Source organism: Caballeronia sp. M23-90, from assembly GCF_053574605.1.
Genome location: NZ_JBSIPA010000163.1, coordinates 1 through 12647 on the forward strand (window position 1 = coordinate 1; position 12647 = coordinate 12647).

The 12647-nt window shown below is 58.0% G+C and carries 13 protein-coding genes; 5 read left to right on the top strand and 8 right to left on the bottom strand.

The genetic code is table 11. From position 1 onward, the window contains the following. Positions 1 to 339: ATP-binding cassette domain-containing protein (locus tag ACRXB1_RS17235; RefSeq protein ID WP_449492657.1), on the bottom strand; the 339-nt coding region annotated here is incomplete at its 3' end. After that, positions 336 to 1118, bottom strand: coding sequence for a GntR family transcriptional regulator (locus tag ACRXB1_RS17240; RefSeq protein ID WP_449492658.1), 783 nt, complete (start codon positions 1116 to 1118; stop codon positions 336 to 338). The genes ACRXB1_RS17240 and ACRXB1_RS17235, both read right to left, overlap by 4 nt. Before the next feature lie 330 nt (positions 1119 to 1448). On the opposite strand from ACRXB1_RS17240, the gene ACRXB1_RS17245 reads away from it, so the two are divergent. Further along, positions 1449 to 1769 carry a DUF4148 domain-containing protein gene (locus tag ACRXB1_RS17245; protein ID WP_449492659.1) on the top strand — a complete coding sequence of 107 codons (321 nt, stop codon included), beginning with the start codon at positions 1449 to 1451 and terminating at the stop codon, positions 1767 to 1769. Between the two features lie 80 nt (positions 1770 to 1849). Here the strand turns inward: ACRXB1_RS17245 and ACRXB1_RS17250 are convergent, their stop codons facing one another. The 6 genes from ACRXB1_RS17250 to ACRXB1_RS17275 all read right to left on the bottom strand — a co-directional run bounded on the left by ACRXB1_RS17250 (position 1850) and on the right by ACRXB1_RS17275 (position 10185). Further along, positions 1850 to 2530 carry a GntR family transcriptional regulator gene (locus tag ACRXB1_RS17250; RefSeq protein WP_449492660.1) on the bottom strand — a complete coding sequence of 227 codons (681 nt, stop codon included), beginning with the start codon at positions 2528 to 2530 and terminating at the stop codon, positions 1850 to 1852. Between the two features lie 649 nt (positions 2531 to 3179). Further along, entirely contained in the window at positions 3180 to 4490 is a 1311-nt protein-coding gene (locus tag ACRXB1_RS17255; protein ID WP_449492661.1) for a replication protein O, read from the bottom strand. A 340-nt stretch (positions 4491 to 4830) separates the two neighbouring features. Next, positions 4831 to 5793, bottom strand: a complete 963-nt coding sequence (locus tag ACRXB1_RS17260; protein WP_449492662.1) for a ParB/RepB/Spo0J family partition protein — start codon at positions 5791 to 5793, stop codon at positions 4831 to 4833. A 2-nt stretch (positions 5794 to 5795) separates the two neighbouring features. Beyond that, on the bottom strand, positions 5796 to 6992 hold the full coding sequence (locus ACRXB1_RS17265; RefSeq protein ID WP_062001265.1) for a ParA family protein: 1197 nt from the start codon (positions 6990 to 6992) through the stop codon (positions 5796 to 5798). A gap of 273 nt (positions 6993 to 7265) precedes the next feature. After that, positions 7266 to 9155, bottom strand: coding sequence for a phage integrase family protein (locus ACRXB1_RS17270; protein ID WP_449492663.1), 1890 nt, complete (start codon positions 9153 to 9155; stop codon positions 7266 to 7268). Between the two features lie 175 nt (positions 9156 to 9330). Then, a complete protein-coding gene (locus ACRXB1_RS17275; RefSeq protein WP_449492664.1) occupies positions 9331 to 10185 on the bottom strand; it encodes an SDR family oxidoreductase in 855 nt (284 codons plus the stop codon). Positions 10186 to 10302: 117 nt separating this feature from the next. On the opposite strand from ACRXB1_RS17275, the gene ACRXB1_RS17280 reads away from it, so the two are divergent. The 4 genes from ACRXB1_RS17280 to ACRXB1_RS17295 all read left to right on the top strand — a co-directional run. Further along, positions 10303 to 10725: a winged helix-turn-helix transcriptional regulator gene (locus ACRXB1_RS17280; protein ID WP_075358779.1), complete on the top strand. Its 423-nt coding sequence runs from the start codon at positions 10303 to 10305 to the stop codon at positions 10723 to 10725. Between the two features lie 68 nt (positions 10726 to 10793). Continuing rightward, the gene (parS, locus tag ACRXB1_RS17285) at positions 10794 to 11249 is read left to right on the top strand and encodes a type II RES/Xre toxin-antitoxin system antitoxin (RefSeq protein WP_062001261.1); all 456 of its coding nucleotides are present in this window, start codon (positions 10794 to 10796) and stop codon (positions 11247 to 11249) included. Then, positions 11246 to 11713 (top strand): RES family NAD+ phosphorylase, encoded by a 468-nt coding sequence (locus ACRXB1_RS17290; RefSeq protein WP_449492666.1) that lies wholly within the window; start codon positions 11246 to 11248, stop codon positions 11711 to 11713. The genes parS and ACRXB1_RS17290 overlap by 4 nt, the downstream gene beginning before the upstream one ends. Before the next feature lie 251 nt (positions 11714 to 11964). Beyond that, positions 11965 to 12647, top strand: a 683-nt coding sequence (locus ACRXB1_RS17295; protein ID WP_449492665.1) for an IclR family transcriptional regulator, incomplete at its 3' end; no start/stop codon positions are given.

A 12647-nucleotide genomic window follows, 5' to 3' on the forward strand; every position in this document is an offset into this window, starting at 1 on the left:
TTGGCGTTCGTGCGCGGGGATGGCCGGGACCGCGGCCTCCAGCCCGAACTCAGCGTTTGCGCGTGCCGTGCGCCACGGCAACAAGCGGTCTTCCTGGAACATGTAGGAAAGCGCGTGGCGATCGCTGGTTCCTTCGGTTTCCTTACCGTCTATCCGTAAGTCGCCCGCGCCCGGCTCGATCAATCCTGCAATGATGTTGAGCAGCGTACTCTTGCCGCAACCTGACGTGCCGAGCAACGCGACGATCTCGCTCCGGGCGACATCGAAGGAAACGCCATCCAGTACTTGCAGCGAACCAAAATGCTTGCCTACGCCGCGAAGGGAAATCGCAGCGCTCATCGGCGTAACTCCGCGACCGTGTAGAGCGGCAGAGATGCGCCCGCGCTCGAGAGGCTTGCGTACACCTTCTCCATTGTCATGCTCTGGAACGTCTCGATGTGACGGCGCGCAATCGTCTCGGCGCGGCGTTCATCGCCGGCGACAAACGCGTCGATCATCGCGTTGTGATCGTGTTTGATTTCGGGCTTCGTACCCTGAACTCCAAAACCCAGGGCCACGAGACGCGACATTTCATCAAGCAGGCTTGCCAGCGTCCGATGCAGGCGTTCGTTGCCGCTTGCCGCTGCGATGGCCAGATGAAACTCGCGGTTGGCGTCGAGGAACACATCGATTTGCGCGGACAGCGCACGCTCCGGATGTGGCACGCGACACGCAGCTTCCAGGCGTCTCAGCAGTTCCACATCCACCCGGCCACATGCGAGACGCGCAGCCAGCGGCTCGAGTTGAACACGTAGCGCAAACACTTCTTCGACATCTTTCAGCGTGATCGGCGCGATGCGGTATCCCTGCCGCGGCAGCGAGCGCACGAATCCTTCATGTGCGAGGCGCACCAGGGCAATACGGCAGCTCGTCTTGCCGATCTCGTACTCGCTCATTAACTGGCTCTCGGTGACCGTCGAACCAGGCATGAGCTTGCAGGAAAGCACGTCGCGGCGGATTCGTTCGTACGCGTCATCACCGCGGGCGATGGGCGTGGCGGATTCAGGCGTGGCGAGCGGAATGGATGCGCGAGTTTTGGGATCGTCGAGGATCATGACCGTCGGATGTGAGCTGCTCACAGCATCGGATTGATGCGTTCATGGAATCATCGTAGGCGCTTGCAACCGATTTCAAAAACAAGTTATTGAAATAAAGATCTCGAGCATGGATATATCGTGGGAAGCTCAGGGCGCCGCCAAGGTTTGCAGTGAGCGTGTAATTCGCGACGCTAATGCGTCTGTCAGACAGATCGCAGCGTTGCCCGACCCGCAACAGAGACCCGCCAAAGACCTTTGCCAAGCCGCAAATGTTGCCCTTTTTCGCTTAAATCATTTAAGGCATTTAAGCGAGTGCTGAGCTGGCCTGCTGTTTGCATATACCTCTACAACAACATTTGAAGGAGGTCGATCATGATCAAGTCACTCATTCCCGCAGTTGTAATTGCATCCGCGCTGGCTGCGCCAGCATTTGCATTTGCTCAGGACAACACACAAGTCACACGTTCAGCCGTAAAAAGCGATCTGCAGCAAATGGAACAGGCGGGTTACACCCCCGCCGAGGACCGCACGACATATCCTGCCAAGACGCAAGCCGCCGAGCAGCGTGTACAGGATGAGCGTGGTGTGGCAGCGACGTCTTACGGTCCGTCGATGAGCGGCACGTCAGCATCTGGCATCCGTGCGCAGACGGGTCCGTCGGACAGCAATCACACGATTTACTTCGGTCATTGAGCCGTATCAGTTGACCGCACGTGAAAAGGGGCCGTTTGCTCTCGAGCAAACGGCCCCTTTCTTGATCTACAGTCAGGACGCTATTCGGCTTCGCCGTCTGCCTCATCAAGCATGCGCATTGCAGCTTTTTCCGCATTCGACACATGCAAACGCGCCGCAGCTTCCGCCGCGCCTGCATCGCGCGCTTTCAAAGCTTTGAACAATTTATCGATTTCGCGCAGGCTGGTCGGCAAACGGTCGGGATGCATCAGTGACGTTGCGCGCAAGAGATTCACGCGCGAATAGAGAGTCGTGAGGATTTCCTTCACGAGGCCATTGCCGCAATTGTCCAGCAGGACATCGTAGAGTTCGGTCTTCGCCTTGATCGCGCCGGCCCGGTCCTGCGCCAGCGCCTGCACGCGCAACGCCTTGGCTTTCTCGCCAAACCGAACAATCGCGGCATCGTCCGCAATGCGCGCAAATTCCCGCGCGGCAAAACCTTCCAGCAACCCGCGAATAGCGTAAAGCTCCGTCGCTTCCTGCTTCGACATGATCGCGACAACAGGCCCTTTGTGCGGCACGCTGAGCACAAGCTTCTCCGCTTCGAGCCGTCGCAACGCCTCCCGGACTGACGTTCGGCTCACGCCCAGCGTTTCGCACAACTCGCGTTCGATCAGCCGCGCGCCCGGTGCAAAACGCCCAGACACGATGGCTTGTCGAATCACGTTTTCGACCTGGTGACGCAACGTTTCCGGTCGCACCAAACCTATATCGACTGACATTATTGTCTTCCCGTCTGACAAAGTTCATCGCGCACCATACTCGATCTTGATCCCTTAAAACCGTGTAAAAAGCCAATGTTGAAACACCGTCCGAGCGAAGTAAGAAAAATCATCCCACTTCTGCCCGATATTCCAGTGACCCGGTTCATGTCAGCGTCGGCCCCGAAAAGCTCGTAACCCGCCTTCGATAAACATTTCGCCAAGGGGACTGCTCATCATGCGCAGTCCTATAAACCCGATACGTTGCGGGCGATTCATGTCGTCTCCATCGCTTCGCTGCTGGTCGGGCGGTTTGAAGCGATGACCGCCAGTACTCGAAACATGATTGTCTGACGTTGGTCATTGTATGACTGTCATACAATCAGTCAAGCAGGCATTGGGCGGGGCTTCTATTCGTCGACGCGGCTTTTCTTGTGTAGTTGATTTCCTGGAGGTACTTCTCGGGCCCTTTGCCGGATCCATGGAAGAGAAACCTTGTTGAGTTCCTTGGTTACTATTTTTCTGTTTTCGGCTGTTCATCGTTAATCGATTCACTTTCGTTTTTAAGCCATGCCATCGACCTGAGAGGGTTCATGGCGAGATGACCTAAATTTATCCACGCTGGCGGCAGTCTTGAAGTCGACAATTTCAAACTGGTGTCAGCGTCGGTCTAAACGATCGCTTGAACACCATACCCTTTCGGCTTACCGGCGCGATTCTGTGATCGATTGTCGTCGGGAAATCCGCCCTTGGCAGCACGAGAGACACCGGCGCACGCGGCCCTGAGTGTACGTTTCATTTCGTTGAGTCGGTCGCCGATATCAGCGGTTCGAGTACGCGGTTGCGCTTCTGCGGTTGCTTCGGTTTGCGCATCCACGGGTCGGATTACGGCATTCGGCCGTTTCCGCTGGAAATCTTCAATCTGCTTGAAGGTCGCTTCTTTCAACGTGTTCGTCCTGATCGCTGCGACAAACGATTCAGCCCACTGGCCGGTTGCAACACGCGGCGAAACTTCTCGATGGTAGTGAACCGAGATCGATTGTGCATCGCTCGAAACTACGATGAGTTTGCTTTCCTCGTTATCGATGAACGTCTTCCCGGCGGATTCACTAACGCTGAGTTCGACCTGTGCCGCGTGCTTGGCTTCGCGCGTTTTGCGTTCATCGGCCGCATGCTTTGCGCGGATCTGATGACTGAAGTCGACAGGCGAGCGCAGCAGTGCCCGCAAGTAACTTATGGGCCGCTTGGCTTGCTTCAGATGGTCCCAGGTTGCTTCAACAACATCGGAAAGCAACTTGGCGTGCGTTTTCGCTTCGCGCATCAGTTTGAAAATCAAAAATTGACGAAAACCCAAGCTCAGCAGGCGTTCGAGGTCGGCAGGGAGGCGTCCTGGTTGTCTCTTTTGATTCTTAGGGAATAGATCCTTATATATAGCTCCGTCTGCCACGCTGACACACGGAGTCTCAAACGTTGCATCCGGTACAGCGGGACGGCTATCCTGCGATTCAGCGGGCTCTTCAGCAGAATCAGTTTCAACGGACGCGGAGATGTATCCCAGGACCATTGCCGATCGCTCAGTCAAATGAAGATAGGCTCGGCCGAACAAGCCAGCGGTGCCATAGCGTTTCTGGGGAGCGCGTTCAATCAAGCCCGCTGTCTCGAGATCGTCCAGACTCCGGTAGAACGTCCGCATTGATTGCATGGCTCGACCCGTGAGTAATTCTCGGCGAGCGAATATGGATGCGTAGGGGTCGTTGGCATCGACGGTACGCGCGAGCGCAGCTAATACGGCTCGTGCTCGTGCTGGAAGCGTCGGATAATTTGCCGCACGATGCGCTGCCCGGAACACCACCCAGGGAAGGTTCGATTGACCTGCTAGAAATTCATTCAGCGCGATTTGATCGGTACTAACGGAATCGTTGTGAAGTGGGAGAGGGCACACGACCCCCTCGCCAGCAACGGAATGTTGCGCGATAAGCATGTCACACGTCCATTTCTTGGAAAATGGAAGAGAAACGCTTGACTGCCGATCGCTATCCGCTACACTTCGAGGTGTTGGGCCTTTATCCGATTCCCGTCGGAGAAGTGCAGCAGTGGGCAAGCGACAGCGAAGCCCGGTTAAATCAAAAGCCTTCGGTTCCCGCCGAAGGCTTTTGTCTTTTGTGTCTTAGATCAGATCATCATTGCTCTCGATCGTTAAGCTAAATCCATGATTAATAAGGCTTCCCTAGTAGGGAGAACCTGAGTTCCCGCTCAGACTCTCCAGGGATTCGCCCTCGTTGTGGCTAACTCGTTGATTTCAATCAGTTCCCTAGTAGGGATCACTGCTTTCCGAGTTCTGCTTCAATAAACACTCGAATCTTTTCTGCCCATTGATCGGCTTCATCTGCAGCGCTTCCAGAAAAGGACACGCCAACAACGCCGTTGCGGGCGGAAATTTGGCAAACCTTCCTGGCGCCGCGTCGAATCACCATGGGTTCATGACGATCGCGAGGGGCGCGATCCGCTTTCGTTGCGGCAACTGCCTGTGCTTGCGTGAAAGTGTTGTCGCTAACTAACCGCTCGATTGCCGCTTTCACCTTGTCTTCGCGACCCTCTGCAACCGCCTTGGCCATTTGTTCCGCAGCGTTGCTACCCAGGCGCTCCGGACAAGTCGCCAGCAAATCCTTGCTTTCGTTGGGCAGGAGGTCGAACTTCATGATCCGGCCGACGTGCGAATCGCTAATGCCCGCTGCTTTCGCCAGTTCCTCTTTCGTGATTCCGGTGGATTCCTGGAGCGATTTAAAGCCCCAGAATTTCTCGAAGTCCGATAGCGTGGGCGAAAGAAGGTTGGAGAAGAATGCGGCGTACTCGACCATCGAATCGTCGATGTCGAGCACGATGCCGTCGATTTCCGTTCGGCCCAGCTCACGATAAACTGCGGCGCGGTTATGCCCGGCCACGATGTCGTATTCGCCGTCCGGCCGCTCACGAACCGTGATCGGCTGGGCGAGCGGGTACGCCGTCAAGTTGGCTTTGAGCTCGGCGTATTCCGCGCTTGTCAGGCGGCGTCGGCGACCTGGGATTTCATGAAGCTTTTCGAGCGGAAGCTTGCCCGGCGCGCGCTGTTCGAGCGCCCGTTTCAGTTTTTCGATTTCGGCTTGCTGGCTGTGCACGCGACCTTGCAGCCCGATCAGTTGTCCCGGCGCAGTGCGCGGAGCAAGAGGTTCTGGAGGTGTATCCATGCTGTCGTCGTCGAGACGGATGCCTGCGGCCTTTGCCTTTTGTTTCGCTGCTGTAGACATGCTTACTCCTTGTCCCAGAGGTAACAAACCTTGCTGTCGATCAAATCCACAACCTGGTCGTAGGGCACGCGAATGCGCCGTAGCGTCGCCGCGTTGCCGTCGTAATTGGGGAAGTCGTAGACAGTGGAGAAGTCGTTCGTGGTCGTGCGTGCAAGGTCCGTTTCCGGAATCTCTACCGGCAGGACGCGCTCACCGTACGTGGTGATAACCCAGTCACGCACGATCGAGGCGTTAGCCTTGTTGGGCATGCGAGTCACAAGTATGTCGATGAAATCGAACACCTTGGCTTCGTCGGCCGACTCTCCGAACTGCTTCATGCCGGAAACCATGTCGGAGAAAAGCGACCAGAACTGGACCATCGATGCAAACGAAAGCGTGTCTGGCATCACCGGAACGATCACGCCATCAGCGGCAAACAGCGCATTGATGGTGAGATAGCTCAGCGTCGGCGCAGTATCGATGATGATGTAGTCGTATTCATCCTTGAGTTCTTCCAGACCGTCATTCAATACGTTCCAAAATTTGGCGCTCGGCGACGCATGGACGCGCGCCGGCAGCATGAATTCAGCATTGAACAGGTCAGTGGAGGACGGAATGAGGTCGAGATTTTCCCAATATGTTTGCATTGGAAGGCCCTTCATGCTGAAGCTCTCGCCGCTCACATAAGCTTCGATCAAAGGCAGAATGGTCTGGTCGCCATTGATCTCAGCGTGCGGATTGATTCCATACAGCGTGGTCGCACTGCCCTGCGGGTCCATGTCTATATGCAACACGCGACGGCCGTGCCGTAACGACAGGCCCTGCGCAAGCACCATGGATGTCGTGGTCTTGGTTACACCGCCCTTGAAATTGCCAATGGCGATAACCTTGCCTTTTTTGCCCTCCGGACGTTGCCTTGGCTTGCGTTCAGCCCGCACCCATTCAATGGTCTCGGCCAACGTGAACTGGCGTGCAGCGCCCGGCTTTTCTTGCGTCCCTTGCGGAAGCTCACCTTTCTTGATCAGATAGGAGAAGCGGGCTTTATCTATGCCGCACAGTTCCTGAAGCTTGCCGCTCGGAAACACCGGGGCAACCTTCCGCGGAAAAGGTTGAAGCATCTGCGTGCGAATTCGCTCGAGCATTTTCGCGGAACGGGCCGCTAGATTGACGAGATCATCCGGCGTCACCTCTATAGGCGGCGTCGAAAGGTTGATATCCATGTGTTTCTTCCCGGTGGTGCTGGTTCTACCAAAAACGTGGATTCTCCCTTAAAAGGTAGAACCGACGGTAACCGAAGACTAAGAGGTATACGGAGTAAACGCAAGTAAACTTTGCCGCACCTCGACAGCCGGAAAGGCACGCGGGCAATGGGGTTGAGGCGAAAAGATGAGAAACGACTTGAGGGGAAGGGGGCATCGCAAGCCGCTTTAGATCTGCAGAATCAAGGCGAAATGGGTGATTTCCGGGGCGAACGCGGGCAAAAAGGGCGCGATTTACCGGCTTTGATTCGCTCCAACGGCTGCGGCCCTGAGATAAAGCCGCGTGGTCGAGAGGTGCGCATGGCCAAGGCGGGCTTGAATCTCCCGGCAATCCGCGCCTCGTTCGAGCGCATGATGTGAGTGAGTATGCCGGATCCAGTGTGTACTTGGATTGCGAGACTTCGCATCTGCAGATAGGAGAGTGTGCGCCATTCCCGGCTTCTGCCCCAGAAGCAGACGGCGAAAAATCTGTCCGATTCCGTCAGGCGTAAGAGCGCGTCCAGTGCGGAAGTTGGCGAGCAGCGGCGTGTCCGATGCACATTTCGCCGGATTTCCTGGCAGACCACGAGCCTGCAGGCTGGCGATCAGCAAGGCCATGACGGAATCCGGGATTGGGATCCGGCGATCCGAACGGCGTGTTCCGATGATCACCAGATGCCAGCGGTCGCCGCCCGGTTCAAGTGACGTGGCCTGCGTGAGCTGGCCGGTGCTGGCGCCGGCCAGCTCCGCGCGTCGCAATCCTGTCGAGTAAGCCAGGCTCAAGGCCAAAAAATCCCGTAATTCGTGGCCTGAATACAGGACGCGCGTGCTCGCCTGGACTATGGCGCGCCACTGGCTGTGGCTTAGAGACCGTCCGGCGACGTCGATCCGCGGCCCGGTCGTAACCGGTGCGCAGCGCACGAACGGATTGCTTGCCAGATAGCGTTGATTCACGAGCCATTCGCACATCGCGTGCAGAATCGCCCGAGCTGTTTCGCGGCTGCGCTCCGAAAGGCCGCCAATAAACGGGCGCCAATCAGGGTGCGTCCGCTCGATTTTCCCGCCGCCGACCCATTGGGCGGCAGGCTGTGGATCGGTCAAAAAGGTTTCGATATACTCCGCGCAATCGCGGTTATCGAGTGAAGAAAGCGCCTTTTCTTTCGTGTGAATTGTCCAGAGAAGCAGCCGTTCAGCTTCGCGCCGGTAAGCTCGGACCGTGTGCACACTGCGCTGAACGCTTGTAAGCCACGCGTCGATTGCCTGCAGATCGGTGAGGAATCCGGCATCCGAGGGCGTCTGGTCAGCGCGATTAATGCCCGCCGAGCCGTCCAGTTCGGGCGGGACTTCAAGCGCTTCCAGCGGGACGATGCCGGTTACGCGAGGCCTGGCAAGCGCCGGATCATTGCCGGACAAGCGTCGGCGGGGGGTGACGGCGCGCTTTGAAAGGGTATGACGTAGCGAATCCGCGTGAAGCGAAAGCCAGTCCGTAATGCGCCGCGCCGCCTTGGGGCCGACTCGCTCGACGCCGGTATGCCAGCGATGACCCCGGCGTTCGATAAACCCCAGCAAATCAGCCAGCGTATATATATGTGCGCGTTGCAACCGGTCGGCGATCGCGGGTTCGAGCCAGCTCGATACAGGATGACTGGGCTGCGGAGCTTGCACCAGACTGCTTTCCATCCGGGCGAGCGCGTCAGCCTGCCGGCGCCGCAGCCGTGCATTGCGCGACGCCCGCCGGTCAAGCGGGAAGTTTTCCTGCGAATACTCCGCCCGATAAAGCTCGAGCAATTCAGCTTCGCTGTGGAATCCGTGTGGATCGATGGCCTCGCGATATGCCTCGAGCGTCGGCGTGACGCTTGAGGCGATGCGTTCCGGGATGCTGCCGGGACGCAGGCGTAGAAGGTGTGTCGCCTCGACGTCCCGAGTCCGGCGCGCTGCGCTGGAGAGCGTGTCGCGCAAAAGCCCGATAAGGCGCCGCGTGGCGCGAACGTCGGTCGTGGCATCGCCATAGGTAGCGTGCAATTGCTCGACCGACACGCCGTCCAGATACCCGCGATACAACGCGAAATGCTCGCGCGTGAGCCGCTTTATTGACGTACGGCTTTCGGCGTTGCGTGTGGATGGCGGGTTCGAAGCAGCCAACATGAGTTATTTATGCTTTGGTTTCAATAGCTTGAAGGGAGGCTACCAGCATAGGGCTGGTTTGACAACAAAAAACGCCACATCTGATAAGTATACGTTTCCACGTCGACTCGAAGGAACGCAGTGTCGATGTAAGTCGCGCAGCCCATATATCTGGGCTGCGCGCATTCAAAGCTGATTACTTCGCCAGCGCCGCCGCAATGACCGAAGCCAGCGGTGTTGTCGGACGGCCGATGAGTTTGCTCAATTGGCGGCTGTCATCGAAGAGGGCGCCTTTCGCGGCGCCTGTCCCGGAGTCGGAGATCAGCGCGGCAACGGGCTCGGGCAAACCGACGCCGATCAACGCCGCCTTGTACTCGGCCTCGGACATGTCGCGATAGGCCACGGGCTTGCCCGACTGCTTTGCTACTTCTGCTGCGAATTCGGCAAGGGTATAAGCCGTGTCGCCGGCTAATTCGTAGATGCTGCTTGATTGCGCATCCCTGGTCAGTACCACGGCAGCCGCCTCGGCGTAGTCAACACGCGCCGCCGATGAAATCCGGCCATCGCCTGAATCACCGAGAATCGCGCCATGTTCGAGCGCCGGCGCCAGGCTGCCCGTGTAGTTTTCCGTGTACCAGCCGTTACGCAGCACGGCAAACGGCACCATCGATTCGCGCAACGCCGCTTCGGTTTCACGATGTTCGCCGGCGAGACCGAGCGGCGAAGTATCGGCGTGAAGCAAGCTGGTGTACGCGATCAGTTCGACACCGGCACGGCGCGCTGCATCAATAGCCGCACGATGCTGAGTGCCGCGCTTGCCCAACTCATTCGATGAAATCAGCAGCAACTTTTTCACGCCGGCGAAAGCGTCGTCGAGCGTGGCGGACTCGTTGTAATCCGCGCGCCTGACCTGGACCCCGCGAGCCGCAAGATCGGCGGCCTTTTCCGGACTGCGGACTGCAGCGATGATCTGCGCTGGAGGCACGGTTTTCAGCAGTGCTTCGATAACGAGACGGCCGAGTTGGCCGGTAGCTCCGGTGACAGCGATCATGAGATGACTCCTTGAATGATGGAAAGCGGTGATGAAAAGCGGCGCGGGACACAACCGAATCCGCAAGGTATCGGATAAACTAACTTTTCGTAAGTACGTACGCCGAGGTAAGTATCAATGAACTCCAACATTGAAATGACAGCGGACGCAGTGCCTCTGTCCGAGCTGGTTCGCCGGGGCGAGTTGCTTTCGGCGGATTGCCCGTCGCGCGAGGTGCTCAAGCACGTGACCAGCCGATGGGGCGTGCTTGTGCTCATGGTGTTGCTGGATGAACAAATGTGTCGTTTCAGCGATTTACGCCGCAAAGTCGACGGTGTGAGCGAAAAGATGCTCGCGCAGACGTTGCAGTGGCTGGCTGCTGACGGGTTTGTCGTGCGGACTTCTTATGATGTGGTGCCGCCACACGTTGACTATCGGCTGACGCCGCTCGGCGAAGAGGTCGCACGGCAAGTGAGTTCGTTGGCTGACTGGATCGAGATCAACCTCGCGCGAATCATGGGCGCGCGAGCGTCGTCCCAAGGCGCTGGCGAGTCGATATAGACACGTCTCGCACTACCTCGGCAAAATGCCTATAATGAATGAGCAAATTGCCAAACAGGACTTTCACCATGACCGCCGTCGTTTTCAAACCCACCGGGTCCGTCAATCCAAAGCGGGCCGAGTTCGCGCTGCTCACCGAGTTGCTCGATGCATCGATCCACTCCGGACTGGATCTCGCGGAACTCGCGGCCGAGCGGGTTGCGGTTGACGTTATCGACCGGTTGTCGGCTCATGGCCTGAAAGCAGACGAGCTGAGCTTCATCATTCCGCGGCGAACGCTCACGCATCGCCGGCAGAATCAGGAACGTCTCTCGACCGATGAATCCGACAAAGCCATCCGCCTAGCTAAACTCGTCGCGCAGTCCGACACGGTTTTTGACAATCAGGACAAGTCGATGCAATGGCTGAGAAGCCCGCAACGCCGCTTTGGCGGAAAGACGGCGCTCGACATGGCTAGCACGGAACACGGCGCGCGCCTTGTCGAAGAAGCGCTGGTGCAACTCGATGAAGGGTATTTCGGCTGATGGAGTTATGGCGTATCAGCAACTATGCAGATCTGAGAGGCATCGGTGGGCTGCGTGCGCCAGGCCGCTGGCATTTCGCGGGGCAGCCGGTCGTGTATCTTGCGGAACACCCGGCCTCGGCCTTGCTCGAAATCCTCGTTCACCAGAATCTGAGTCATTCGGAACAAGTGCCGGACTCCTATCAGTTGTTGCGTGTTGAAGTCCCCGACGACATCGCAGTCGCCGAATTGCGTGAAGCCGATACCCCCGAGAACTGGCGCGCCGATCCGCAATGGACACAGTCGGCCGGCACCGAGTGGCTTGCCGGCGGAGCGACTGCGCTGTTGAAAGTACCAAGCGCCATCTTGCCCGCGACCAACTTCCTGCTGAATCCGGCGCATCCCGACGCGGCTCGTCTCGAGATCGCGGAGGTGATTCGGGTGAGCCACGACAGGCGAATTCTGCGACTGTTGTCGAAGGACTAGGCCGTCAAAATGTGCGATGACGAAATCCGCGCCGCGACCGGCGTCCATGCGCGCGGAATCGAGCCAGCCGTCAAGTGGGAAATGCAACTAACTGTCTGACCGCGCCGCACCTTCAAACAACCACGGCCCGAGGCAGACAGAACATCCAGAATCAGCGACCAAGCGATGGGCCTTCGCTCCGAAAACGACTGCACCTCGCGCAACTCGCATCGCGTAAAATTTCCCCTTCCATACCACCACGCCAAGTCACCATGCCAACGCCCGCCGATAACCCGCGCCCGAAGGAAAGCGAAGGCGTTGCTGTCATCGACCGTGCGTGTGCGATTCTGTTCGCTTTCCGTCCCGACGACGACGCCCTGACGCTCGCCGAACTCGCAGCCAGAACAGGCCTCTATAAAAGCACGTTGTTGAGGCTTGCCGGCGCGCTGATCCAGCATCGCTTGCTGCTGCGTCTGGACGATGGCCGCTATCAGCTAGGCCCGTCCACCTTCATGCTCGGCGCGGTGTATCAACGCAGCCTGAATCTCGCCGATATCCTCGTTCCGCTCATGCGCGAACTTGCCGAGATCAGCGGCGAAAGCGTGTCGTTCTATGTTCGGGATGATGCGGTGCGCGTGTGTCTGCATCGTGTGGATTCGACGCACGCCGTGCGTTATCACGTGCGTGAAGGCGATGTCCTGCCACTGGAAAGCGGCTCAGGCGGGATGGCGTTGCTGGCGTTCGGCGGAAGGGAAGGTGACGTCTTCGAGCAGATTCGCGAAGACTTTTATTATGTATCGATGGGCGAACGCGACCGCGAAACCGCGGGAGTATCGATGCCCGTCTTCGGCGTGCGCCAGACCTTACGCGGCGTGATCACGCTTGCGGGTCCGAGCTCGCGTATCGATCGGACTTTTGTGGACCGGAATCTCGGCGCGCTGTTCGACTGCGCCGA